This is a genomic window from Capnocytophaga sp. CM59 (assembly GCF_000293175.1).
GTDB lineage: Bacteria > Bacteroidota > Bacteroidia > Flavobacteriales > Flavobacteriaceae > Capnocytophaga > Capnocytophaga granulosa.
On record NZ_ALNN01000013.1, the window covers coordinates 1 to 25,103 of the forward strand.

General features: G+C 40.1%; 33 protein-coding genes. 24 read left to right on the forward strand and 9 right to left on the reverse strand.

All coding sequences use genetic code 11. The features are described 5' to 3' along the window. Positions 1-145: 145 nt before the first annotated feature. Entirely contained in the window at positions 146-463 is a 318-nt protein-coding gene (locus HMPREF1154_RS03465; RefSeq protein ID WP_009641233.1) for a hypothetical protein, read from the reverse strand. 171 nt (positions 464-634) lie between these two features. On the opposite strand from HMPREF1154_RS03465, the gene HMPREF1154_RS03470 reads away from it, so the two are divergent. Continuing rightward, positions 635-1,714 carry an efflux RND transporter periplasmic adaptor subunit gene (locus tag HMPREF1154_RS03470; protein ID WP_009641275.1) on the forward strand — a complete coding sequence of 360 codons (1,080 nt, stop codon included), beginning with the start codon at positions 635-637 and terminating at the stop codon, positions 1,712-1,714. Between the two features lie 59 nt (positions 1,715-1,773). Here the strand turns inward: HMPREF1154_RS03470 and HMPREF1154_RS03475 are convergent, their stop codons facing one another. From HMPREF1154_RS03475 to HMPREF1154_RS03500, 6 genes are all read right to left on the reverse strand, one after another. Continuing rightward, positions 1,774-4,056: an NADP-dependent malic enzyme gene (locus tag HMPREF1154_RS03475; RefSeq protein ID WP_009641265.1), complete on the reverse strand. Its 2,283-nt coding sequence runs from the start codon at positions 4,054-4,056 to the stop codon at positions 1,774-1,776. 137 nt (positions 4,057-4,193) lie between these two features. Then, positions 4,194-5,129: a DUF4299 family protein gene (locus HMPREF1154_RS03480; protein WP_009641176.1), complete on the reverse strand. Its 936-nt coding sequence runs from the start codon at positions 5,127-5,129 to the stop codon at positions 4,194-4,196. A gap of 106 nt (positions 5,130-5,235) precedes the next feature. Then, positions 5,236-6,297, reverse strand: coding sequence for a magnesium/cobalt transporter CorA (gene corA / locus HMPREF1154_RS03485; protein ID WP_009641207.1), 1,062 nt, complete (start codon positions 6,295-6,297; stop codon positions 5,236-5,238). Between the two features lie 103 nt (positions 6,298-6,400). Continuing rightward, the gene (locus tag HMPREF1154_RS03490) at positions 6,401-7,378 is read right to left on the reverse strand and encodes a D-alanine--D-alanine ligase (RefSeq protein ID WP_009641276.1); all 978 of its coding nucleotides are present in this window, start codon (positions 7,376-7,378) and stop codon (positions 6,401-6,403) included. Positions 7,379-7,390: 12 nt separating this feature from the next. Beyond that, on the reverse strand, positions 7,391-8,737 hold the full coding sequence (locus HMPREF1154_RS03495) for an MATE family efflux transporter (RefSeq protein WP_009641267.1): 1,347 nt from the start codon (positions 8,735-8,737) through the stop codon (positions 7,391-7,393). A gap of 74 nt (positions 8,738-8,811) precedes the next feature. Then, positions 8,812-10,152, reverse strand: a complete 1,341-nt coding sequence (locus HMPREF1154_RS03500; protein WP_009641184.1) for an MATE family efflux transporter — start codon at positions 10,150-10,152, stop codon at positions 8,812-8,814. A gap of 513 nt (positions 10,153-10,665) precedes the next feature. Between HMPREF1154_RS03500 and HMPREF1154_RS03505 the strand changes: the two genes are divergently transcribed. Continuing rightward, positions 10,666-10,998 (forward strand): hypothetical protein, encoded by a 333-nt coding sequence (locus HMPREF1154_RS03505; RefSeq protein ID WP_009641259.1) that lies wholly within the window; start codon positions 10,666-10,668, stop codon positions 10,996-10,998. Between the two features lie 356 nt (positions 10,999-11,354). Here HMPREF1154_RS03505 and HMPREF1154_RS03510 read toward each other — a convergent pair whose 3' ends face one another. Beyond that, complete coding sequence (locus HMPREF1154_RS03510) at positions 11,355-12,086, reverse strand: S24 family peptidase (RefSeq protein WP_232211962.1); 732 nt, start codon at positions 12,084-12,086, stop codon at positions 11,355-11,357. Between the two features lie 224 nt (positions 12,087-12,310). Between HMPREF1154_RS03510 and HMPREF1154_RS03515 the strand changes: the two genes are divergently transcribed. Then, positions 12,311-12,532 (forward strand): hypothetical protein, encoded by a 222-nt coding sequence (locus tag HMPREF1154_RS03515; RefSeq protein ID WP_034566854.1) that lies wholly within the window; start codon positions 12,311-12,313, stop codon positions 12,530-12,532. Here the strand turns inward: HMPREF1154_RS03515 and HMPREF1154_RS03520 are convergent. Next, positions 12,529-12,924 (reverse strand): hypothetical protein, encoded by a 396-nt coding sequence (locus tag HMPREF1154_RS03520; protein ID WP_009641219.1) that lies wholly within the window; start codon positions 12,922-12,924, stop codon positions 12,529-12,531. The two genes, HMPREF1154_RS03515 and HMPREF1154_RS03520, sit on opposite strands and share 4 nt — an antisense overlap. A gap of 175 nt (positions 12,925-13,099) precedes the next feature. Between HMPREF1154_RS03520 and HMPREF1154_RS03525 the strand changes: the two genes are divergently transcribed. From HMPREF1154_RS03525 to HMPREF1154_RS12970, 21 genes are all read left to right on the forward strand, one after another. After that, positions 13,100-13,357, forward strand: a complete 258-nt coding sequence (locus tag HMPREF1154_RS03525) for a hypothetical protein (protein ID WP_034566855.1) — start codon at positions 13,100-13,102, stop codon at positions 13,355-13,357. Next, on the forward strand, positions 13,354-13,620 hold the full coding sequence (locus HMPREF1154_RS03530) for a hypothetical protein (RefSeq protein ID WP_034566858.1): 267 nt from the start codon (positions 13,354-13,356) through the stop codon (positions 13,618-13,620). Before HMPREF1154_RS03525 ends, HMPREF1154_RS03530 begins: the two co-directional genes overlap by 4 nt. A 25-nt stretch (positions 13,621-13,645) precedes the next feature. Beyond that, on the forward strand, positions 13,646-13,861 hold the full coding sequence (locus tag HMPREF1154_RS03535) for a hypothetical protein (protein WP_009641232.1): 216 nt from the start codon (positions 13,646-13,648) through the stop codon (positions 13,859-13,861). Further along, complete coding sequence (locus tag HMPREF1154_RS03540) at positions 13,858-14,235, forward strand: hypothetical protein (RefSeq protein ID WP_009641247.1); 378 nt, start codon at positions 13,858-13,860, stop codon at positions 14,233-14,235. The genes HMPREF1154_RS03535 and HMPREF1154_RS03540 overlap by 4 nt, the downstream gene beginning before the upstream one ends. Before the next feature lies 1 nt (position 14,236). Next, positions 14,237-14,440, forward strand: coding sequence for a hypothetical protein (locus HMPREF1154_RS03545; protein WP_009641245.1), 204 nt, complete (start codon positions 14,237-14,239; stop codon positions 14,438-14,440). Then, complete coding sequence (locus tag HMPREF1154_RS03550; protein ID WP_009641234.1) at positions 14,437-14,688, forward strand: hypothetical protein; 252 nt, start codon at positions 14,437-14,439, stop codon at positions 14,686-14,688. The genes HMPREF1154_RS03545 and HMPREF1154_RS03550 overlap by 4 nt, the downstream gene beginning before the upstream one ends. 23 nt (positions 14,689-14,711) lie before the next feature. Beyond that, positions 14,712-15,611, forward strand: coding sequence for a DUF1351 domain-containing protein (locus HMPREF1154_RS03555; protein ID WP_009641249.1), 900 nt, complete (start codon positions 14,712-14,714; stop codon positions 15,609-15,611). Then, positions 15,608-16,474 carry a recombinase RecT gene (locus tag HMPREF1154_RS03560; RefSeq protein WP_009641262.1) on the forward strand — a complete coding sequence of 289 codons (867 nt, stop codon included), beginning with the start codon at positions 15,608-15,610 and terminating at the stop codon, positions 16,472-16,474. Before HMPREF1154_RS03555 ends, HMPREF1154_RS03560 begins: the two co-directional genes overlap by 4 nt. Positions 16,475-16,476: 2 nt before the next feature. Then, positions 16,477-16,701 (forward strand): hypothetical protein, encoded by a 225-nt coding sequence (locus HMPREF1154_RS03565; protein WP_009641212.1) that lies wholly within the window; start codon positions 16,477-16,479, stop codon positions 16,699-16,701. Continuing rightward, positions 16,698-16,913 (forward strand): hypothetical protein, encoded by a 216-nt coding sequence (locus tag HMPREF1154_RS03570; RefSeq protein WP_009641188.1) that lies wholly within the window; start codon positions 16,698-16,700, stop codon positions 16,911-16,913. Before HMPREF1154_RS03565 ends, HMPREF1154_RS03570 begins: the two co-directional genes overlap by 4 nt. After that, complete coding sequence (locus HMPREF1154_RS03575) at positions 16,891-17,526, forward strand: MBL fold metallo-hydrolase (RefSeq protein WP_034566861.1); 636 nt, start codon at positions 16,891-16,893, stop codon at positions 17,524-17,526. The genes HMPREF1154_RS03570 and HMPREF1154_RS03575 overlap by 23 nt, the downstream gene beginning before the upstream one ends. A 12-nt stretch (positions 17,527-17,538) precedes the next feature. Beyond that, the gene (locus HMPREF1154_RS03580) at positions 17,539-17,829 is read left to right on the forward strand and encodes a hypothetical protein (RefSeq protein WP_034566863.1); all 291 of its coding nucleotides are present in this window, start codon (positions 17,539-17,541) and stop codon (positions 17,827-17,829) included. Positions 17,830-17,836: 7 nt separating this feature from the next. Continuing rightward, on the forward strand, positions 17,837-18,301 hold the full coding sequence (locus HMPREF1154_RS03585; protein WP_009641244.1) for a DUF3127 domain-containing protein: 465 nt from the start codon (positions 17,837-17,839) through the stop codon (positions 18,299-18,301). 2 nt (positions 18,302-18,303) lie between these two features. Beyond that, positions 18,304-18,852 carry a hypothetical protein gene (locus HMPREF1154_RS03590; protein WP_034566864.1) on the forward strand — a complete coding sequence of 183 codons (549 nt, stop codon included), beginning with the start codon at positions 18,304-18,306 and terminating at the stop codon, positions 18,850-18,852. Beyond that, positions 18,836-19,411, forward strand: a complete 576-nt coding sequence (locus HMPREF1154_RS03595) for a hypothetical protein (RefSeq protein ID WP_034566867.1) — start codon at positions 18,836-18,838, stop codon at positions 19,409-19,411. Before HMPREF1154_RS03590 ends, HMPREF1154_RS03595 begins: the two co-directional genes overlap by 17 nt. After that, positions 19,408-19,566: a hypothetical protein gene (locus tag HMPREF1154_RS13475; RefSeq protein WP_009641201.1), complete on the forward strand. Its 159-nt coding sequence runs from the start codon at positions 19,408-19,410 to the stop codon at positions 19,564-19,566. Before HMPREF1154_RS03595 ends, HMPREF1154_RS13475 begins: the two co-directional genes overlap by 4 nt. Then, positions 19,535-19,963, forward strand: a complete 429-nt coding sequence (locus tag HMPREF1154_RS03600) for a hypothetical protein (protein ID WP_009641258.1) — start codon at positions 19,535-19,537, stop codon at positions 19,961-19,963. Before HMPREF1154_RS13475 ends, HMPREF1154_RS03600 begins: the two co-directional genes overlap by 32 nt. Positions 19,964-20,062: 99 nt before the next feature. Next, entirely contained in the window at positions 20,063-20,833 is a 771-nt protein-coding gene (locus HMPREF1154_RS03605; RefSeq protein WP_009641194.1) for a hypothetical protein, read from the forward strand. A 112-nt stretch (positions 20,834-20,945) separates the two neighbouring features. After that, the gene (locus HMPREF1154_RS03610) at positions 20,946-21,566 is read left to right on the forward strand and encodes a master DNA invertase Mpi family serine-type recombinase (protein WP_009641225.1); all 621 of its coding nucleotides are present in this window, start codon (positions 20,946-20,948) and stop codon (positions 21,564-21,566) included. Between the two features lie 65 nt (positions 21,567-21,631). Next, positions 21,632-24,244 (forward strand): DNA methyltransferase, encoded by a 2,613-nt coding sequence (locus tag HMPREF1154_RS03615; RefSeq protein WP_009641175.1) that lies wholly within the window; start codon positions 21,632-21,634, stop codon positions 24,242-24,244. Positions 24,245-24,357: 113 nt separating this feature from the next. Continuing rightward, entirely contained in the window at positions 24,358-25,095 is a 738-nt protein-coding gene (locus HMPREF1154_RS12970; protein ID WP_050999698.1) for a DUF6291 domain-containing protein, read from the forward strand. Positions 25,096-25,103 lie beyond the last annotated feature (8 nt).

Genomic DNA, 25,103 nt, shown 5'->3' on the forward strand with positions numbered 1-25,103 from the left:
ATTATAGTCAAACAGAAATGGTTTGCGAAAAATTAGCATGAGCAGTTGTAGGGGCTAATGGCAATTAGCCCTTGAAAGAGAGTGAATTAGGAATGAACTCCTTGCCTTATTTATTCGTATTTATTCATATTCTAAATATGATTGACTATAAAAACATTAAAAAGGTCATTATTACCGAAAAAATAGCGACTAATAGTGCTGTCGGTAAGTGTGTTTTTACGGCTAGTAGCACCGTAAAAGCAGCTAAAAGTATATTTATAACAGCGCAATAGCGGAAACTAAGAGGCAGTTGCAATTGGTAGTGCATCAAGTTGGCTATTCCTGCAAAGATAAGCGCCAATCCTGCACTAAAAAACCAGAAAGCTTCAGCAGTGAAATGCTCAAACTTCTTAAAACTCAATGCGGAGTGTACCACTCCCAATGCCATAACTATTATAATGGTGATAAGATAAAGTGTCTTCATTGTATGTCAGTTAGCTAAAACAAAGATACAAATTATTTCTTACGCATCACCAAAAAAAGTTGGAAACTTTTTTTGTTTATTAAGTTTTTTGTTTTACCTTTGCGCCCTGAATAAGAATATAAAAGACCTTATCAAGAAAGATAGCTTCATAACATATAAAATTAAGAAACAATGAAAAAAATACTTATCGCTGTTGTGATACTCGCTTTAGGGGGAGGTTTAGCATATCGCTTACATGCTAACAAACAGAAGAATGCCGAGGAAGTGGCCATCGTGGCTCAGCAGGAGGCACAAGTAGCTGTACGTGCCGCTAAGGTAGCTCAAGAGAATGTATCCGACCTCTTCTCTGCCAATGGAACTTTCGTAGCAGCACAAGACCTAAATGTTTCCTCTGAAATGGGGGGGCAAATCGTACAGATTTATGTAAAGGAAGGTGACTTTGTCCATGAAGGACAGGTACTTGCCCGCACCAAAGCCGACCGTACCAATGTACAGTTGGAGAACGCTAAGGCTGTATTGGAGAACGCTAAGGCAGACCTCAAGCGCTTTGAGAGTGCTTACCAGACAGGGGGGGTTACCGCCCAGCAATTGGAACAAGTACGCCTACAGCTTAGCAATGCCCAAGCCAACTATAACTCCGCAGCTATTGTCTCTGGAGACACTGCTGTAAAGAGCAAGATCAGCGGAATTATAAGCAGCAAGCTAGTGGAAGAAGGCGCCATGGTAGGGGCAGGACAAGCCCTCTTCAATGTGGTGAATATAGACAACCTCAAGCTCAAAATCACTGTAGATGAAGCCCAAGTAAGCCGCCTACATGTAGGGGACAAGGTGCAGGTAAAACCCAGCACCGAAGCAGATACGATAGAGGGTAAAATCGTATTTATAGCCCCTAAGTCCGATGGTGCTCTTAAGTTCCCAGTGGAGATATTGGTTTCCAATAAGGACAAAAAGCTCCGCGCTGGTATGTATGCCACTGCTCAGTTTGCTGGACAAAGCCAGTCAACTACTGCCTTGGTAGTGCCTCATAGTGCCTTTGTAGGAAGTGTAAGCCAAAACAAAATCTTTAAGATTGTAGAGGGCAAAAACGACAAAGGTGAGCAGGTGCCTATGGCAGAATTGGTTACCGTAAAGAGTGGTCGTAACTTTGGAGACAAAGTAGAGATCCTCTCTGGCCTTGCCGCAGGCGACCAGGTGATTACCAGCGGACAGATCAATGTAGATAATGGTACTCCTGTCAAAGTAGTGGAGTAATGTGACTATATAATAAAAAAAGCAGCCCTTGGGCTGCTTTTTTTATTATTACGCTGTCGTTATTTCCTTCTTTCTCTCTCTTGGGCATCTACTACAGCGAAGGTAGTAAGATTTACCATTTCATCTACGCTAGCGTTCATCAGAGTGATGTGTATAGGCTTGGAGAGTCCTAAGATGATAGGTCCTATAGAGCTGATTCCTTCAGACTCTTTCATGATCTTATAGGTGATATTAGCCGATTCCAAGTTAGGGAATATAAGCACATTGGCGGCCTTGCCATTGAGCTTGGAGAAGGGGAACATGGCTGCCATTTTCTCTGGGTTAAGGGCAACATCTACCTGTACCTCTCCATCTACAATAAGCTCTGGATAGTTCTTGTGTAGGTAGGAGACTGTCTTGCTGAGCTTTTTGGTACTTTCCGAAGGAGCAGAACCAAAGTTGGAGTAAGAAAGTAGGGCAATAGCAGGGTCTAAACCGAACATCTTCGCTTTCTCGGCTACCGCCAAAGTGATAGCGGTTAAGTCTTCTGAAGACGGATTAGGGTTCATCGTAGTATCGGAAAGGAACAAGGGGCCACGCTTGGTGATAAGGATACTAGTGGCTGCAATACGCTGGAAGCCTTCTTCTTTCTCTACCAAGTCCAAGATAGGACGAATGGTCTGTGGGTAGGAGCGAGAGTAACCAGTAATCATCGCATCGGCCTCACCGGTATTCACCAGCATAGCACCGAAGTAGTTGCGCTCACGCATCAGGCGGCGGGCATTGATCTGAGTGATGCCCTTGCGCTCACGCTTCTTCCAGTAGATGTCGGCAAAGCGGTGACGACGTTCTCTCTCTTCTGGGCTTTTAGGATCTATGATCTGCAAGTTGGCCTCAAAGCCGAGCTCTTCCATTTTGCTTTGGATAATATCCTTAGGGCCGAGCAGTACGGGAATAGCGATACCTTCTTGGTATACCCTTTGGGCGGCCTTAAGTACATCCGTAAGGTCAGCTTCGGGGAATACCACTCGCTTAGGATTTTGGCGGGCACGTTCCTGAAGCACACGGATTTCTCGGTTGCTACCGCCAAGCCTATCCATCAGCTGTTCACGGTAAGCGTCCCAGTCGGTGATGGGTTTCTGTGCGACACCTGTCTCTATAGCGGCTTTGGCAATAGCGGGCGGCACTTCGTAGATAAGGCGTGGGTCAAAAGGCTTAGGAATAATGTATTCCTTGCCAAAACTAAGATTGGCACCTCCGTATACCAGATTCACTTGGTCTGGTACGGTTTTCTTGGCCAACTCGGCCAAGGCGTGTACCGCGGCCAATTTCATTTCTTCATTGATCTTGGTAGCGCGTACATCCAAGGCACCACGGAAGATAAAGGGGAACCCAAGTACGTTATTCACTTGGTTAGGGGTATCGGAGCGGCCTGTGGCCATGATGATGTCCGAACGGGTTTGAGTAGCCAAGTCATAAGCAATCTCAGGGGTAGGGTTGGCCATGGCGAACACGATAGGGTCTTTGGCCATGCTAAGGAGCATCTCTGGGCTTACTACATTCCCTTTGGAAAGACCGATAAAGACATCAGCATCTTTCATGGCTTCTTCAAGAGTGTGTAGGTCGCGGTCAGTGGCAAACTCGGCCTTGAGGTAGTCCAAGTTAGGATTGTCCTTGCGAATGACTCCCTTGCTATCGCACATCACGATATTTTTAGGGTCAGCTCCCAAGGCAATATACAGGCGAGTACAAGAAATAGCGGCAGCTCCTGCACCATTGACAACCATCTTTATCTGACGAATATCCTTGCCGACGATCTCCAAAGCGTTCTTAAGTGCTGCGGCTGAGATAATGGCGGTACCGTGTTGGTCATCGTGCATCACAGGAATGTCCAATTCTTCCTTCAATCGACGCTCAATCTCGAAAGCCTCTGGTGACTTGATGTCTTCCAAGTTGATTCCTCCGAAAGTAGGCGCAATGGCCTTAACCGTGTTGACAAAGGCATCTACATCAGTGGTATTGACCTCTATGTCAAATACATCAATATCGGCAAAGATCTTAAAGAGCAAGCCTTTACCCTCCATAACAGGTTTGGCTGCATCAGCACCTATGTTACCCAAGCCAAGCACGGCGGTACCATTGGAGATTACTGCCACGAGGTTTCCTTTGTTGGTATATCGGTAAGCATCGTTTTTGTTTTCTTCAATCGCCAAGCAAGGCTCTGCCACTCCAGGAGAGTAGGCCAAAGAGAGGTCATACTGGGAGGCGTGTTTCTTGGTCGGTACCACGGCTATCTTCCCTGGTTGTGGGAACTCGTGATAGTCAAGGGCATCCGTGTTTTTCTTATGATTATTATCTTTCATTTGAAAATGTTTTTATCAAGTTAGTATATATAGAACCGCAAAAATACAAAAATAAAGATGAAAAGTCAATGATTTGTAAGTATTTTTTACACATTTACCTTCTATTGGAAGAGAATAAAATATTTGTAGGTTTTTCTTTAAAACAGCTTCTTTATTTTACCCCACAGGCTTGTTTTCTTTCCCAATAAGGCTTCTATTTCGGCTTTAGTTTCTAAGCAGAGACACATATAGTGTCCGTCCAATTTTTGGATTTTCTCCTCAGGAAGGCGCTCTAAGAAAGTCTGATAGTCCATCTCGCCTATGGTAGGAAACTGCTCCTCGTCAGAAAGACGCGCATCATAATCAGCAAAATGCACACGCCACTCCTTGACGTCTTCTTGGGAGAGGTTATACTTGGTAATATCTATAAACGGAGGATACTTATAAGGAAGTACGCTATGGACGGTTTTTGTCAGCGCATAAATGCCGATAATCTCATCTTGGTCATTCTTGACAAAAATGGGGTGAGCTATATAGAGATCTTCATGCTGGCGCTGTGCGGCGATAAAGTCATCAAAAGCCTTTACCTTATCCTCCGCCGCGAGGATTCGGTCTATATCTTCATCTGAAAAGCAGATGGGACGCATAGTGCCAAAGATAAAGTAACCCTCATCGCCTTTCTCCATAGATGCGATACCAAAGGCTATGTCATGGCGAAAATCATAGGTGATGTTGTTGCCCTCATAGGTCTCTCCTTCCTCATCAGTTACCGAAACGCCAAAGGTAGTGGCCAATTTCTCTATAAAGGAGAGTGCCCCATGCCAGTCGGCGGAGGTACTAGGGGTAAAGACACGCACATCGTAAGTATGCTCATCCGCTGAATAGCTACACTCAAAGCCTCGCCCGCTGATGCCATCCTGTCCCAATAGCATATAGCCAAATTCGTTTAAGGGCATTTGCATAATCTCATCAAGGTCTTCGTCATTATCTCTAACCGCAAATTGTCTGAAATTACCTCCTACGAGGTCTAATAGCTCCTGAGTACTCATCACCTTAGGCGCCTCAGGATTTTTAATGTAAAAAGTACGACTCATGGAGTTTTAAGTTTTAAGTTTTAAGTTTTGAATGAGTCACTAGTCATTAGTCACTAGTCACTAGTCATTGGTCACTAGTCACTAGTCATTAGTCATTAGTCACTATCTACAGCCACTTTTTCCTTCTGAAATAGATAATCATTCCTATGGTAATCAGTAGCATCACCCCCCAGCAAGCAGGGTAAGCCCACTTGTAGTGCAGCTCTGGCATGTGCTCAAAATTCATGCCATACACTCCTACGATAAAGGTCAGCGGGATAAATATGGTAGAGATGAGTGTCAAAAGCCGCATGATGTTATTCATTCGGTTACTCATCGCCCCCATATAGGTATCTGTAAGCCCCCAGAGGATATCCCTATAGGAGGCGAGCGTTTCGGCTATTTGTACGATATGGTCGTGCAAATCCCTGAAATAGGGCTTACAATTTCCCTGAATGAGGGAGTGGTTGTTTCGCTCTATACGGCTGATAACCTCACGAGCTGGAGTGATGGATTTCTGTAGAAAGGTAGCTTTCTTTTTCAGCATTTGTATTTCCGAAATCATATCCTCTCGTGGGTGAGCGATGATCTCATCCTCTATACTCTCTATCGCATCACTCATCCGATCCACTATAGCCAAGTAGTTATCCACAATACTATCTAAAAGCGCAAAAAGCAAATAGTCCGCGGAGGATTTCCTCAGTAGGCTCTCTGGAGCTTGTAGAAGTTTGCGGATAGGATCAAAGACATCGCCTCCTTCCGATTCTTGGAAGGAAAAGAGGTAGTTTTCCCCCAGCAGCAGTGCTAAGTGCTCAGCGATGAGTTCACCATTTTGGTAGTAGAGCATCTTGATAATCACCAGCAGATGTTCGTCCAGCAGCTCCACTTTGGGGCGGTGTTGGGTATCGAGTACGTCCTCCAGGAGTAGGTTGTTCAGCTGGGTATAGTTCCCTATTTTGCGTATCTCCTCTATGTTATTCAGTCCATTGATATTAATCCAAGTGATTTGGTTGTCCTTGATAAGGGATAGCGCCTCTTGGGCACTACCTACTTTTTGTTCATAGACAGCCGTATCGGAGTAGGAAATCACATCTATATCCAAGAGTTTTTCCTTCTCTCCGAAATACACCAAGCTCCCAGGGGGCAACCCTATCTTCTTAGCTCTATTGGCCTTTCTCTTCTTACTCATTATCAGCAGTCATTAGTCATTAGTCACTAGTCACTAGTCATTAGTCACTAGTCACTAGTCATTAGTCACTAGTCACTAGTCACTAGTCATTAGTCACTAGTCACTAGTCATTATTAATCGCTTCTTCAATCGCATTATCAAAGAGGTTAGCTAGGGTGATACCTGCCGCTTTGGCTTGTTGGGGGAGAATACTGGCTTTGGTAAGCCCAGGGGTAGTGTTCATCTCCAGCAGATGTGGTTCTCCCTTGACTAAGATATATTCGCTACGGCTAAAGCCTTTCATTTGCAAGAGGTTATACACCCTTAGGGCGACTTCCTCTACTCTCTTGCGTTCCTCTTCGCTCAAGCGCGCGGGGGTAATCTCTTGCGATTTGCCCTCGTACTTGGCCTCGTGGTCAAAGAAATCATTCTCGGAGACAATCTCAGTGATAGGGAGCACCCGCTTTTTACCACGATAGGTAATCACCCCTACAGAGACTTCCATTCCCTTGAGAAATTCCTCAATGATGACTTCATTATCCACCTCAAAGGCCTTTTCTATAGCCTCATCTATATCTTTTTCGTTATATGCCTTGAAAACACCTATGCTACTGCCTGAGCGATTGGCCTTGACAAAACAGGGCAAGCCTACAGACTTGATAATTTCACGAGTGGAGAAGTGATCGCCACGATTCAGGTAATAGGCCTTGGCACGAGCAATTCCATAGGGTTTTAGCACTGAGAGCATATCGCGCTTGTTGAAGGTCAGTGCGGAAGCATACATACTACAACCAGTGATAGGAACTCCGACAAAGGAGAAATAAGCCTGCAAGTGGCCGTCCTCCCCAGGGGTACCATGAATGGCGTTGAAAGCACAGGCAAAGGTGATCTTCTCACCAGCGAGAGTAAGGGAAAAATCATTCTTGTCTATAGCAAACTCCTGCCCCTGTGCATCGGTATAGACCCAGCGATCCTTAGCAATAAGGATAGGGTAGGGACGATATTTGTTCTTGTCCAAGCACTCCACCACAGTGGCAGCACTCTTGAGGGAGACATCCGCTTCTGAGGAATAGCCCCCCATAAGTATAGCTATATTTTTCATGTGTTTTAATTTTTATCTGATCCTAAAGAACGAGCCTTTATAAGTAACAAAAAAGGTCTTATAGTGGATAATAAGGATACCTCCACGGAAGACCATCCATATCAGTAGTGCAATCCAGATCCCCATAAGCCCCCAGTGATAGGCGTATTCTACAAAGTAATAGATGGGAAAAAAGCCTAAAAAAGTGGCTATCAAGAAGGCATTACGCAGGGTTTTAGTAAAACCCAACCCCTTATAGAACCCATCAAAAAGAAAAGTTACCGCATTGATTGGCTGCATCAGTACCACAATCCAAAATGTCTGGTAGAAGAGCCTACGGATATCGGCATCCTTGGTGAGCCATTCCCCGATTTGAATGTAGAGGGTGAAATATACCAAAGCAATTCCCAACCCTATCCCCGTTACGATAAAGAACAAATCCCGTATCATATACCGAATAGAGGCAAACTGCTCACTGCTATAGAGTCTGCCTGAAAGCACCCCTCCTGCCGAACAAAAACCATCAAAAAGAAATACGGAAAACAGCCACACTTGGTTCAGGACTGTATGAGTAGCCACAATGGTACTTTCCTTACCTCCTCCTAGCCTTGTCGCAACATAGTAAGAGAAATACAGAGTGGCTTGCATCATCAGCGAACGCAAGAATAGGTCTAAACTCATACGGGTGTTTTTCATGAAATCGGGGTGCCATCTCCTGGTGCGCTGAAAGCGAAAAGGTGTTTTTGTATATAACAGATATACCGAAGTGGCCAACATGATGGCTTGTGCCAAAAGACTCGCCCAGGCCAATCCGCGAATATTCCAGTCAAAGACAAAAACAAACAGATAATCTAAAACCAAGTTCGTAACCCCACTCAAAATTCCCGTATACATAGCCCAGGAGGTGTTTTGCAAGCCTCTAAAGATGTTGTGTATGGCCAAAGTCAAAAAGATCAAGGGTAGCCCCCATACACGAATACGAAAATAGATAAGACCATTCTCCAAAAGCCCTTTTTCTGCTTTGTACAAATCCTTCAATACAAAATCGGTAAAGAGATACGTAATCAGCGCACAACCAACCGAGATCACTAAGGACAAAGAGAGCACTTGAGCTACCAATCCTCGCATCTGTTGAAGTCGATTTTGCCCATAAGCATAAGAAATCTGTGCCGAAATGGCTTTGCTCCCTTGAATGAAAATCCATACCAAGGCCGTGATAAAGGAGGAAACTATACCTACCGCTCCTAGTATATCCTTTGTGTTCTCTTTTATATGTCCGGCCATTATAGTATCAGTAAGGGAGATGATAGGTTCTATAATGCCAGAGACAAGGGCAGGAAAGGCCAGTCGATTAATTTCTTTTATAGGTATTCTCTTCAAAATCAGGTAATTAGATATTTTGCAAAAATCCCTACAAAGATACAAATATTTTTTTATTCTAAAAAAAAATATTATCAAATACTTGGCCACATAGACCTATTATAGAAGAAACTTAAGTAGTGAATAAAGAGGATACCGCCCCTGAATACCATCCAAATATAAAAGGCTACCCATATCCCCGATAAGCCCCATTCCAGTATATTTTGGGTTAGATAGAAGGTAGGGAAAAATCCTAAGATAGTGGCAATAATAAAGGCATTGCGAAGTACTCGAGTAAAGCCCATACCCTTATAGATACCCGAAAATAGAAAAGTAACAGCCGTAATAGGCTGCATCAGTACCACAATCCAAAAATTTTTGTAGAAAAGCAAAGCGATATCCTCATTTTTAGTCATCAAAGAACCTATCCAATAATACAAAAGCAGATATGTAAGAGCTATACCACAGCCTATTCCCAAAACGACATAAAAGAGTTGCCTTACCAATTTCCTAATAGTCTGGTATTGGCGCGTACTATAGAGCCTGCCCGAGAGTAGCCCCCCTGCATTGCAATAACCATCAAAAAGAAAGGTAGAAAAGCTCCATACCTGATTCAGTAGTGTATGAGTAGCTACAATGGTATGGTCTCCATTAGCCCCCAGGAGGGTTGCCCTTGAGAAAGAAAAATAGAGTACAGCCTGTAGCAGTGACGAACGTATGAGCAAGTCGGCACTCATACGAATGCTCTCCATGAACTTGGGGTGTAATCCATTGACCCATAAGAATTTGAAGGGTGTCCTCCTATACATAACAACCACCGAGACGACAAACATAGTTCCTTGTGCCAAAAGACTCGCCCAGGCCAGCCCCTTGATGTCCCAGTGGAAAATATATACAAATATATAGTTGAATACCAGGTTAATAACACCTCCCAAGATACTGATGTACATACTCCAAGAGGTGTTCTGAAAGCCTCTAAAGATACTATGTATGGTGAGGGTGAGCAGCGTAAAAGGGAATCCCCATACGCGAATGTGAAAATAATCCAAACAATAGTCTAAAAATGTCCCCTCTGCATCATAAAAACGTTCTAAAATAAATTCACTACAGGCAAAGGAAAAAATAGAAGAAAATAACGAGATACCCAGGCTTAAAAGAAGGATTTGAGCCACCAAACCTTTGACCTGTGACAACCGCCCTTGTCCGTAGGCATAAGCCACCTGAGTGGTGATCGCCCTACTGGACTGAATGAAAATCCATAATAGCGCCGAAAGAAAGGACGTAACGACCCCTACCGCTCCCAGTACCTCCTTGGTATTAAGGGCGATATGCCCTGCCATTACCGTATCAGTAAGGGAGATAACAGGTTCTATCACCCCTGAGACGATAGCAGGAAGCGCTAAGCGATTGATTTCTTGGGTAGTTATTCGTTTCAAAAAATAGGACTTTTCGGCTTATTGAGATAAGACACCGCAAATTTACATCATTTTTTAGAACATACCAAAAAATAGTGGTAATTTCTTAATAAGTAAAGTTTATTTTTTTGTTTTTTGACGAAAAGCTGTGTTAGTATAGATAATTATCCTTGGCCTTAAAAAAATCCTTTTAGAGATGAGGAGGTTTTTATAGTCAAACAGAAATGGTTTGCGAAAAATTAGCGTGAGCAGCTGTAGGGGCTAATGGTAATTAGCCCTTAAAAAAGCAAATAAGAAAGCGTCCCTTGCCTTATCTATTCCGTATTCTATGGTCAAACAGAAATAGTTTGCGAAAAATTAGCGTGAGCAGGTGTAGGGGCTAATGGCAATTAGCCCTTAAAAAAGCAAATAAGAAAGCGTCTCTTACCTTATCTATTCCGTATTCTAAATATGATAGACTATAAAAAAGCCCCTCAAAAGCGAGAGTTTTTAAAATATTTTTCGTATTTTTGCGCAAGCAATAAAACAAACAGAATGACTATCACTGTAACACAATTATACCAGCTATTAAGTAAGAAGCTCAACCAAGAAACCGCTGAAGCACTTACTTCTTATATAGCTACTTCTGTAACTGAAAATGTAAAAAGAGAAGTAGATACTAAGGCAGCTACATTTGTCAATAAAGAAGATATAGCACGCTATAAATCCGAGGTTAAGGACGATTTATACCTCATACGAAAAGACATGTTTCTGATGAAAGAAGATCTCAGAAAAGAAATATATCAAGTCAAATTTGACCTTATCAAATGGCTTGTAAGTCTCTTTGTTACCCTTGCCCTTATGATCATCGGTTTGTACCTAAAATAATAGGAGTTCGTTGTAACAAAATCCTTCCACAAGGTCAGCAAGCACCCTCCATCGGTATAACTTATAGTCAAACATAAATGGTTTGCGAAAAATTAGCGTGAGCAGGTGTAGGGGCTAATGGCAATTAGCCCTTGAAAAAGCAAATAAGAATGAGTTACTTATTCTATTTATTTGCAATCTAAATTTGGCTATAATACAAAAAGAGCTGTCTTTTGGACAGCTCTTTTTGTATTTTACTCCTCACTTTCTTTCATGGTGTGGTACACGTTTTGTGTGTCATTATTTGTTTGTATGTTATTTATTTTCAGTTAGTTATATTGTATTTATCCTTGTTTTGGTTCACTATTGGTTCATTTTTACATTCGCTCTTTCTTTACACTTCCTTTTACGGCATAAAAAGCACGAATAATTCTAAGTGGATACTCACGAGGATCGTATTTCGGATTCTCACTTTCTAAACTCACATGAAGGTCATCTGAACCTTTGCGCACATACTTTATATTAACATCTCCATTATCAAACACTACCACGTAAGGATGTCCGAATACTAAATATACGAAATCAACAGCTTTAATTCCTATTACATCTCCTGCTTTGTATTTTGGATACATACTATCCCCATACACATTTATAAAGGTAACATCATCTCCAAAATTAGGTATATACACAGGGATACGCTGCATTTCATCGTTAAAATTAGCAATATCAAACCCAGCTTTTGCATATACTTCAGGGTAGTAGTAACCAGTAGGCTTCCCAATAGGATTTCCTATTGCATCTTCTTGAAAGTATTCCCTTGCTTCCTCTATGTACTTAGATAAAGCATTCCTTTGCTTTGTGGATAGCTCGGATATACCTTGTTGTACCTCTTTGAGCGTTTTTACAGGGATACGTGTTTTTTCATAAATATCAGTCAGGGTAATATCATACCCTTTGCGCTCGTCTCTTAGGAATAATACTAAATCGTCTTCTTCCTCTTCCTCCTCTGGCACAACTTCTTCTATCTGTGGTACAAGCATGGAGCCATTACCTGTTAGGAGCCAGTCTTTATTGATTTCAGGAAAGACAGCAACTATTTTATCAGCCAATCCCTCTGTTAAATATTTTTCATCTCCTTTTGTAGCAGAAGACAGGTTGTTTCTTGAGAAATCTATTTTACCAGCAATAGCTGTTTGGGTTTTATACCCTTTCTTATATTGAATGTAGCCAAGAGCTTCGTTTAGCCTATTAACATCAATTTTTTTTATACTACTTTTTGTCGTATAAGAATTATTTTTCATACCTTTGTGCTTTAATTAAAAATTCGTTTGTTATGACAGAAAAAGAATTACATTCCTATATTAAGGAGCTTGAAACAGCCCTTTTTTTGACAAGCAGAGACAAAGTGAGCTGGCAGGTAGTTGAACAAATCGTTAATAATAATCTTTCCTTTGATTTTAAACAAAAACTATTACACAATACTAATAATCTGGTAATGGAAAATAACCTTAATTTAAAATCTGATTTTGAAGAGGTTTCAAACACTACTTTCTAAACCATACTTGCATAAATATTTAAATCTCTATTACTTGCTTCATTTGCTTCCTCTGTTAGTTTGTCTTTTATAGGAAGTAATAAAGGTATTTCAAATGCTATGCGGCTAATTACTTGATTAGCCGTTTTTTCTTGGCTATTAGCCCCTAAGGAAATAATATCTGCAACTGCTATTCTAAAACCTTTCTTGCCTTCTTCTATATCTTTAACCGTAACAGCTACGTCAAACCGAACATCAATAACCTTCCTTTTTCCACTATAATCAATAAACCCCTTTTCATTGATTGTTGATGGATTAATTACAGCATTGGTATTTTCTAATTCTTTTTGACTACATTCTACACCTCTAATAATATTACTTATACTCTCTTTGATAAATTCTTCTAAATTCATTATTGTATCTTTTTAAAAATCAAATACTTATAAACTTTAACACTTTTAATACGACATTTTCTCGTATAAAAATTTGTTTATACGACAAATAGTCGTATCTTTGCACTGTCAAAATGAAATAAAAAATACACCTCTTTTTGACACTACAAAAGTAATAATAAAAAAGTAAATAACAATGAGAAAAGAAGATAAAGTGAAAAAAAAGCCCAAAGATTACAGAAATAATATCACTGGCGATTTATCAAAGAATGTATCTGATGCTATAAGAAAGTCTAATCAACTTAGTTTAAGGTTAGCGATGGCTTTGGACATAAAACAAGTGGCTATATTAGGATTAGCGAAGAGGTGTAGTAACAAACTGCTAAACATAACGCTTGTACCTGTTTATAAAGAATTTGGAATTGACGAAAAAGATTTAACAAATAAGCTATGACACGAGTAATAGAACCATTAAACGTTACAGGCGATCAATTTTGTGTAGCCTTGGGCTTACCTAAGAGATACGATATAATGCAGCAGCTTAGAGATTTAGCATTGGTTAAATTCTTTATGATTGGAAAGAAGTATATGTACCCTCGTACTTATATAGACACTGTACAGCAGCTATTAGTAAATGGCAAAATACAGATACGTACAGATAAAGGTGAGTACTATATAGTATTAATAGAAAAAGCCCCGCTGGCATGCGAGGCATAATGATAACAAATAAAATTTTTTTTCAATGGCAAAGATACTTCAAAAAATTTTCTCTTGCAAGCAAAAGACAAAAAAAGTGCAAGACCAGCAACTACAAGTGATTGACGGCTATTTGTGCTATGAAAAGCGCCGTTACAATGAGCTAACAAGCAAGCAGAAAGAAGCATATAGCGACTGCTTGGCACTACACTCCTTACAAGAACTCCTTAGAGAATCACAACTTAGATACGTACTACGATGAGAACAATGACTAATACCGAATTTGAGCGCGTGCTCAGTGAAGAACGCAAGCAACACTATTATTACAGTGATTTATTGGACTTACACGAAGATGATAATAGGTCTTTCAGCTGTGAGTTTATCACAGAAGACGATTACCCTGATGATTGGTACTGTGCTATCTATTATGATGTAACCACTCATTGCGAGGGTAGCAATAATGCAAGTTCCCACAGTGTAGAGATACAGCATATATACATCAACTTCCAAGAGATTAAGGCTACTGAGATGCAAGAAAGCGTATTAACAACGGTACTCACCAACCGAGCCAATGAAGAATTTCAGTTTAAAGATACTGATATATACCCCGATTATGCAACTTCTAAAACATGGTAATATGAAAGTAGGTGATAAAGTAAGGGTAAGCCCCTTTATTCCAAAAGACCCCGCAAACCAAAAAGGCAAAGAAGGGGTAATTGTAGAGATAGTCAATAAGGAAGGCCTTGAGATAGTCAAGGTAAGGTTTAGCAATGATTGCTATGGGCTGTATGATGGTGAAGTCCTCCAGCTAATTAAAAACGATAAAAAACAAGAACAATGAAAACATCAGTAGAAAAGGGCAAATGCTATGAGATAGGCGATTGGCTCGTACAGATAGACAGAATAGACGAGCATCATATATGGGGCTTTGGGGCTGATAGTGATAGAGTGATAGGTTTTTTAGCCCTCCCTATTGATAGCCAAGTAACCCGTGAAGTGCCGATTAATGACTACATCAACTACATTGACGTAGCAAGGCAGAATATAGCGGCTGAATTTCGTGAGAGACTAAGCCAATACGAAGAATAAGTAACAAATAAAATTTATTAAAAATGAATGAGAACATAATCACCGTACAACAACTCCCCGTGATCGTCTATGAGCGATTAGAAAGTGTGGGGCAAGAAATTGACAAGCGTATCGCAGCGCTTGACTTGGATAAGCAACTCGTAACAGAGGACACTAAGAAGGCCGTTAAGGACACCAAGGTAATGCTTAAGAAAGAGTTGGATAACTTTGAAGAGCAGCGCAAACGTATCAAAGAGCAGGTAGTAGCACCTTATATGGTTTTTGAAAAGGCGTACAACTCCTTTATCAAAGAAAAGTATGAGAAAGCCGATGGCATTCTTAAGATGAAAATTGACGAGTTCGATAGGCGCTTAAAAGCAGACAAAGAAGCACGTATCAGGGCTTATTTTACAGAGTTATGCCAGGCGAATAACATTGACTTCCTCCCTTTTGAAAGGCTTGGTTTAAAGATAGGTTTGAGTGATAGTGACAAGAGCTTGAAAGACCTTGTAAATACCAATATTGAAAACGTGGTTAAGAGCCTTAAATTTATTGAGAGCCTAACAGACCCTGACGAATATAAGGCGGAAATCCTTACAGACTACAAGCAAACACTTGATGTAATGAGGTCTATTAACAATGCAAAGTATCGCAAACAGCAACGAGAAGCTGAACTACAACGCCTTGAAGCACAAAAGGCACGAGCCGAGCAAGCAAGGTTAGCAGCCGAGGCAAGGGCAAAAGAAGTGGCTCCTTTGCAAGCACCTGAAGAAGTACCAGCTCCAGCAATTCAAGAAGCACCCGCCCCCCCTCAAGAAGTCCCTGCTCCAGCACCTCAAGAAGAAATACTACACTTTACACTTGAGGTAATAGGTACAAGGGCGCAACTTAGAGCATTGCGCCAATTCTTAGAAACGAATAACATTAAATACAATTCAAAATGAGTACAACAATCACCACTACAGAGAAGAAATTAACATTAGGAAACTTCCTTAATCAAGCTAACACAGCCGATTTCCTAACAAAGACATTAGGGTCAAGAAAATCAGAATTTGTGTCAAACCTCTTAGCCCTTTCTGACAGCAACAAAGAGCTGTTGCAATGTGATAATACAGAGCTTATGAAGTGTGCATTGAATGCCACAGCCCTAAATCTGCCACTTAACAAGAACTTGGGGTATGCGTATGTTATCGCTTACAAAGATTGGAAAACACAAGAAGTACATCCTCAATTTCAAATGGGATATAAAGGTTTTATCCAATTGGCGATCCGCAGCGGTCAATATAGAACAATTAACACTTGCGAGGTACGAGAAGGCGAGATTAAGCGTAACAAGTTCACAGGACATACTGAGTTTTTAGGAGAAAATCCAGAAGGCAAAGTCATAGGTTATTTGGCATACATTGAGCTACAAAACGGCTTTCAGCAATCGCTATATATGAGCCTTGAGCAGGTTAAAGAGCATGTAAGCAAGTACTCACAAAGTGGAATTGACAAAAACACCAAAGAATTTAAAGGGGTGTGGAAAAATGAATTTGACGCTATGGCAAAAAAGACAGTACTCAAGCTCCTACTTAATCGCTACGGGGTGTTATCAGTAGAGATGCAGAATGCTATAGAGAAAGACCAAGCAGATAGCGAGGGGCGTTATATAGATAATCCGCAAACAGGTAGGTATGTACAAGATGCTGTTATCGTAGAACAAAACGAACCTACTGAGGTTGTTGCCCAAGAAGAGCCAGTAGCTCCTACACCTGCTCCTGCTCCTTCAGAAAGTCCTAAACAAGTTGATTTTAAAACCTTGTAAGTATGAGTACAAGTTATTTTACCCTTGGACAATCACATGTATATCGTCTTAATGGGCAAACCTTAGACCGCGATTGTGTGATTAAGATAACAGCCGAAAATCCAAGAGATGTAATGGTTGAGTATTTTGGCTTAGAGTGGGCTTTTGAATATGATGAACGCCCTGAAATGAGATATTTCCCACGAGGGGTATATAACCTAACAGAAAATAAATGGGAGACAGTATGAAACACCAGATTACACTTAGAAAGCACTATTCTAAAGTCTTTATAATAGAAATAGAAGCTGTAACAGAAGACGAGGCTATAGATATATTTAAAAAAAATATAGAAGAGTATAAAGCAAAATCAAAAAAGCAAACAGTACTCTATGGTGAAACCTTATTTGTCAATGGAATAGCTGTAGTAGAATTTGAAAATGATACAAACACAAGTAATTAGTTCTGGTAGTGAGGGTAATGCCGTGATATACAACAATGCAATAATGGTAGATTGCGGCGTTTCTCTCAAATCCTTACAAGAAGTAAAACGTTCTTTAAAAATAGTACTCCTTACTCACAAGCACGGAGATCACTTAAAAATACGCACCTTGCAGCGGTTACAAGCTGAAAGACCAGCCTTGCGAATTGCTTGCGGCAATTTCCTCTTAGAAGAATTACCATGTATCAAGAATATAGATGTATTGCAAGTGGGTAAGATATACGATTACGGGGCGTTCAAGGTGTCACCTGTTAAGCTGTACCACGATGTACCTAATTTCGGTTGGCGGATATTCCTACCCAACGGACAAAAAATATTCCATGCTACCGATACAGTACATTTGGAGGGTATCACAGCTAAGGGTTATGACCTCTATGCTATTGAGCATAACTATTGCGAGGAGTACATACAAGAAGCAATAGAAGAAGCACGAGCCAACGGAGAATATACCCACGCTTACGGAAGTATCAAAACACACCTTAGCATACAGCAAGCGAGGGCGTTTATTGAGGCAAACAGAAAGGAAAGCAGTGAGGTTTTGGAGCTGCATAAAAGTAGAAGTTTTTATAAGTAAAATTGAAGAAATATGGATGAATTATTAAGTAAATTGTTGAACAAAGAAAAGTTCACAGAGAGAGAATTACATGATCTATTTTGGGAGTATGATGATTATGTTGTTGATAAATGGAGAGATGAAAATAGAAGATGGTCTTGCTATAATTATAAAGTATTGAAAATAGATGATAGATACTTTCGTTTAGATGCAGATTTAGGACTAACAGAAAGTGTGGAAGATAATTTTGACTTTCAACCAACTGAAGTGTATAAGGCTGAAGTAAAAATAATTGAAAAAATAGTTTGGAAACAGCTAACATAGTAAAACAATGGAAATACAAGGACGAATAAAACAGATATTCCCCTCTCAGGTGATAGGACAAAACGGCTTTGAGAAACGGGATTTGGTGATAGTAACGGAGGAGCAATACCCACAAACGATCATCATTCAATTTACCCAGCAGCGTTGTGACCTCTTAGACAGCTTGCAAGTGGGTCAAGTTGTAAAGGTATATATCAATATTCGAGGACGTGAATGGAGAAGCCCATACGGAGAGATTAAGTACTTTAACACGATTGAAGGATGGAAGATTGAGGTGATACAAACTACTAATGTAGCCAATCAGCAACCCGTACAGCAGACACCACAGCAGCCAGTAGCACAAGCAGCACCTGCACCTCCTCCGCAGAGAGCACCACAGCAGGTACAACAACCGCAGCTCTTTGATAACCATGGAAGAGAGCCGAACCCTGCAATATTTGACAATCAGGAAGGAGATAATTTACCTTTTTAGTTATGAAGACAAAAACATGTATTGAATGTGGGATAGAAAAATCTATAAGTGAATTTTATACCCACTCGGGAATGAAAGATGGGCATATTAATAAATGTAAGGAATGTGTAAAGAGGAACGTTATTAATAGGTATAATAAATTATCTAATGACGAAGAATGGAGAGATAAAGAACGAAAAAGAGGGCGTGATAAATACTATAGGTTAAATTATAGATTATTAAAAAAAGACCCTGAAACAAAAAAGAAATATCGTTTAAAATATAAGGAAAAATATCCTGAAAAACAACTTGCAAAAAATAAAACCCAACGACTAAAGAGGAAAAAAGGATTTCATTTACATCATTGGAACTATAATGAAGATTATTGGTTAGATGTAATAGAGTTGTCAATAAAAGACCATAATCTACTACATAGATTTATTGTTTATGATGAAAATTTACTTATGTATAGGGACTTAGAAGGTAATTTATTAGACAGCAAACAAAGTCATTTAGATATTTTGGATAAAGTAAAAAAGATAATAACAAAAAAACATGAAAACAGTATTTAAAAAAGGAATGAAGGTTTACGATTCAGTCTTCTTTCCTAAATCAGAGGGGAAAGTAGTTGAGATAGACAAACGTGTTGATTGTGAAAGAGTTATTGTTCAATTTGATTGTTTGGACTATAAGCTTTCATATACAGAACAAGGACGACTAACTTCCACTCACAATGAAGCTGTTCCTACACTATCTACATCACCATATACTTTTCAAGGCTTTGAGCAAAAAGCACCTACGCCAACGTATGAGGAAGCTGAAGAATGGATGAAAAAAGAGTATGTAAAAGGGAGTATATGTCTAATGATGAGAGATGTTTTTGAAGCCCTTGAAGCCCTTAGAAAGCTTATTGTTCTTAGAGACTACTATAATGAAGGTTGGCAGCCTGATTGGAGTAAGAAAAATAGAATGCATTTCTGTATAAGAGTTAGAAACAATAAAATAACTAAAGATAGTAATTCTGACATAAATGAATTTAATGCTGTATTAGTTTTTAGCGATTATACAATAAGAGACAAATTTCTTGAAGAACAAAAAGAACTTTTAGAAATAGCTAAACCTTTATTATGACAAAAGTAATGATTGTACTGTTGTTAGCCCTTAACATCCTTAGCTTGATAATTCTAAGAGATTATACCAAAGCTACCCATGCCATGGTAACGGCTATATTCCTCTATCTATTACTCAAAGACAATGAAGAAGATAACAATCCCCACTACCGTTAAAGACGGCAAGCTGGTAGGTAACCGAGAGATGGTAACTCGTGCGATTGGCTCCTTTGAGGGCTTGCCTATCAACCTAACCATTGAAAGGCGTAGCAAGAAAAGGAGCAATGAGCAAAATGCCTTCTATTGGGCTTGCTGGATACCACTCATACAGACCGCTATCTATAACGAGTGGGGGGAGTTATATAATCCTGATGAAGTGCATACGCTGTTAAAGACAACTTGTAACTATGAAGAGCGTGTTAATCCTGCCACTGGAGAAGTGGTAAGAGTGCCGAAGAGCAGCACCAAGCTGACCACTTACGAATGGGAGAAGGAGTTTAAACAGCAAATCAGGCAGCTATGTATGGACTTTTTCGGATTAGATTTGCCTGAACCAACAAGCGATGAGGAATAAGCAATTTTCACCCTCGTTAAGCAAGGCAAAAAATCATTTCTAACTGTCTAAAAACCAATGCAAAAAAGTAAATAAGCAAGATTTAAAAGAAAATAAGCAATGAAAGAAACCGTTAATCGTTTTGAGGAGGAGATCATCACAACCTCCAACCTATCTGAGATGAAGGATAAGTACTTGGCCGATACACTTTACCGAAAATGGCCTGAGAACTTCGTAGATGAAAGCACTGGGGAGCTGGTTAATATAGAGCGCAAAGAGATAATCTTTGAACGTGGTACATTCTTAGACCATCACAGCTTAGAGGAGATTAATTTCTTCCTACAAAGTGGAGATATTACCGAGGTAAAAGTTAGCACTATACAAAGACAAGCAACCTTAGTCAATGGATGTGCTGCCACATGGGTAGCTGTAGCAAAGGTAATGGGAAAGAAACAAACTTTCTTCCTATATGCTAATAGTGTAGAAGTAGCTATGCAGATCCTCACGGACTACATAGAACAGCATTACCAAGGATATTTTGAAGTGTTATCACTCAAGGAACAAGAATATTTGTACATAGTAACCTTAACCAAGGATAATGGAGAAGATGAAAAGGTCAATTGTTATATTGCTGAGATGGAGATGAAATATGAGCGTTACACAACTCGTAATAAATTCTTAGTAAAGGCTATCAATGCTGAGGAAACCAAACCTCTATGTATTGCGTTCTTTGATAAGTATATGCAGGATAAGGACAATCCTGAACCTTATACAATGACACTATTATCGGCAAAGATAATGAAAGTAGAAGCTGTGATTGACCATCTATTTTGCCATGTCTATATAGATAGAAGCAAAGGCAAAGGAGAACAAACAGCCGATAACGACTAACAAACCTAACATTGGAAAGTTATGTATCTCATGTCTAAGACATGGTGACCCCCGATTGGCAAGCACTCACTTTCGAGCCGTGAGCGGGGCAAAATTATAAAATGAATGAGTTATGGTATATGGATATATAAGGGTGAGTACAGATAGGCAAACCGTAGAAAACCAACGCTATGAGATAAAGAACTTCTGTAAAAAGAATGACATGAAAATAGATGGTTGGATTTCAGACGAGGGAATATCAGGAACGAAAGACCCTGAAAAACGAGAGTTAGGAAAACTCTTAGAGAAAGCTAAGGCAGGAGATTATATCCTTTGTTCAGAGCTATCACGATTAGGTAGAAGTCTAATGATGATTATGGCTATTCTAAACGAATGCACAAAGAAAAAGGTAAATATTTGGACAATCAAGGATAATTACCGATTGGATAATGATATAAGTAGTGCTGTGATAGCTTTTGCCTATGGGCTTTCTGCTCAAATAGAACGCCAACTTATCAGCCAACGTACCAAGGAGGCATTGGCTCGCAAAAAGGCAGAAGGCATTTTTATAGGTCGTCCTAAGGGTAGCCTTTCAAAAAAGGTGAAACTTACAGGCAAAGAAAAGGACATACTGAAATACATAAAACAAGGAATGTCCCAGCGAGAAATAAGCGAAAAATTAGGTGTATCAAAAGGCACTGTTAATCGCTTTATAAGACGAGAGAAGTTACACAATTACAAAGAAAATAATTAACAACCGATTTGAAAGGAGATTGAGCGCGCGGCAATCTTTATCAAATCTCTAATTTCAAATCAAAAATGAACGAGTATCAAGAGTTTTTAAAGAACAAAATCAAGATAGCCCCTAAGCAAGGGTTTCCTTGTAGCCTTGATGAGATTAACCCACGAATGAAGCCCCACAACCGATTAATGGTAAAGTGGATGGTAGAGGGGGGTAGGCGTGCCTGCTTTGCTTCTTTTGGGCTACATAAGACCGTTACCCAGCTGGAAGCAGTACGAGTAGTCCTTCAAAAGGCAGGAGGTGGCAAAGGGCTAATAGTTTGCCCGCTATCTGTACGACAAGAGTTTATCGAGGATGCTAAAAATATCCTTGGTTGGGAGGTAGCCCCTAAGTTTATTCGACGTATCGAGGAAACAGAGGACAAGGATGGGATATACCTTACCAACTATGAAAGTATCAGAGACGGCAAATTAGACCCTCGACACTTTCAGGTAGCAAGCCTTGACGAGGCAAGTATCCTCAGAGGTTTGGGAGGTTCTAAAACGTTTCGTGAGTTTATGAGGTTATTTACAGGTGATGCCGGCCCAATGCAACAACGCAGAGGAGCAGACAATATCAAATATCGATTTGTAGCCACGGCCACGCCTTCTCCTAATGATTATATTGAGTTATTGGCTTATGCTGATTTCTTAGGGGTGATGGATGTGTCACAAGCTAAAACACGTTTCTTTAAGCGTGATAGCACAAAAGCAGACAAACTCACCCTACATGCTCATAAAGAAGAGGAATTTTGGTTATGGGTATCCTCTTGGGGGCTTTTTGTAACAAAGCCTTCTGATATTACCCAAAATGAGGCAGACGATATAGGGTATATCCTCCCTGAATTAGATTTGCGTTGGCATGAAATACCTACCAATCACTTAGACGCAGGGTTTGATAAGCATGGGCAAGGGCTTTTGTTTAAAGATGTAGCATTAGGCTTGCAAGCCTCGGCCAAGGAGAAAAGAGACTCATTGGAGGATCGTATCCAAAAGATGTTAGAACTCCGAGCAGAAGACCCTGAAGCGCATCGTGTAATATGGCACGACTTAGAGAGTGAACGCAAAGCAATTGAAAAGGCTATCCCAACCCTTAAATCAATATATGGGTCTCAGGACTTTGAAAAGCGTGAGGAGATAATAAAGCAATTCTCTTATGGCGAGTTACAAGAGTTAGGAGCAAAGCCCGTGATAGCAGGTTCAGGGTGTAACTTTCAGCGGTATTGCAGCTGGGCTATATACTTAGGAATAGGCTATAAGTTCAACGATTTTATCCAATCTATACACCGCTTACAACGCTTCCTACAGAAGAACGTGGTGCGAGTAGATTTAATCTATACCGAAGCCGAACGCAACGTGCGTAAAACCTTAGAAAACAAGTGGAAAAACCATAACAAACTCGTAAAGAATATGACGGAAATAATCAAGAAATACGGGCTATCTCATTCTGAAATGGCACAAGTACTCACCCGCAAAATAGGGGTAGAGCGTATAGAGATAGTGGGGAGAAATTACAAGATCGTAAATAACGATAATGTTTTAGAACTCGACCCTAAAGAAAACCCACATGCTTTGAAAGATAATAGTGTGGGACTTATTCTAACCTCAATACCCTTCAGCACCCAATATGAGTACTCCCCTAATTACGCTGATTTTGGGCACTCTGAAAGCAATGAGGAGTTTTTCAAACAAATGGACTATCTTACCCCTAATTTATTTCGAGTGTTACAGCCTGGCAGGATAGCTGCCATACACGTAAAAGACCGTATTGTACCCATGGGACTATCAGGAATGGGAGTGCAAACAGTATATCCTTTTCATGTGGATTGCATACAGCACTACACCAAGCATGGATTTGCTTATATGGGTATGAAAACCATTGTTACTGATGTGGTTCGTGAGAACAACCAAACCTATCGCTTGGGTTGGAGTGAACAATGTAAGGACGGAACAAAGATGGGAGTAGGTATGCCTGAGTATCTCTTACTATTTAGAAAGCCTGCTACAGACAAAACAAATGCTTATGCAGATGAACCTGTAATAAAGGATAAAAAAGAGTATACACGTGCAAAATGGCAGATAGATGCACACGGATTTACACGCTCCTCTGGTAATCGTTGTTTGACCCCTGAAGAGTTAGCCAAACTACCACACAATGTTATTTTCCAGGAGTACAAAAACTTCTCTCTTAATGAAGTGTATAACCACGAGCATAATGTAAAGATTGCGGAAACATTAGACCTATATGGCAAACTCCCTACTTCCTTTATGCTCTTACAGCCACAAAGCTGGAGCGAAGAAGTTTGGACGGATATTACTCGTATGCTTACCCTCAATGGTTCCCAATGGAGTAAGGGAAAAGAGATGCACCTTTGCCCGATGCAGTTCGATATAGCAGACAGGGTAATTGAGCAGATGAGCAATAAGGGAGATGTAGTATTAGACCCCTTTGGAGGACTAATGACAGTGCCTTATCGAGCAATCCTCAAGGGTCGTTATGGGATAGGTTTTGAACTCAATCCTCAATACTTTTTAGATGGGGCATCTTATTGCAAGGCTGCCGATGAAGAAGTAGGCATGCCTACTTTGTTTGACTTCATAGAGATAATGGAGAAAGAGCAACAAGAAAAGGAATTGCAAAAAATATCATAGATACTCATTCATTCTTTGACCTCTGCCCTCGCTTGTACTTGACGTGTAATGTTTAGGAGAGGGCTTAGGGCAAAGTTTAAAAAACAATTACGTTCATTAAAATATAGAAACCTATGGAAAGAGAAAGTTTCGTCTTTTATAGGAGTTTTTATGAAGGGATAAAGGAACTGCCGAGAGATATTCAGGGAGAAGTGCTTACAGCCATAATGGAGTATGGCTTAAACGGAGTAACAACTGAAAATCAGAAGCCGATAACAAAAGCGATGTTTGCCCTTATAAAACCTCAATTAGACGCTAATAATCAAAGGTTTGAGAATGGCAGATTAGGAGCAGAGCACGGTAAAAAAGGAGGAAGACCAAGAAAAGAAAAACCCCAAGAAAACCCCAACCTAACCCCTAAAAAACCCCAAGAAAACCCCAACCTAACCCCTAAAAAACCCCAAGAAAACCCCAACCAAACCCCTAATGTAAATGTAAATGATAATGTAAATGTAAATGATGATGATAAAGACGCCTCCGCCATCACTGATGAGAAAAAATATTACTCATCTGATAACGGAGTGATAAAATCAATCAGCGAATTAAAACGTGATTATTTAAACGACGAGAATCTTTGTAATGCAATAATCAAAAACCTAAAAGTAATTGATAAAAACATGATTTCTGAGCAATTGGAGGCTTTTAATCAGCATTTGGAGTTACAAGGAGAACGGTTAAAAGAAGTGAGAGATTACAGGTCACACTTTAAAAACTGGCTTAAAAAAAGGCAAGAAGTGGCAAAAAATACCCCTGTAACCACAGCTCCTAAACGCATTCGCTTTGATGAGAATGGTAATGAAATCATTTATTAAAAAATATT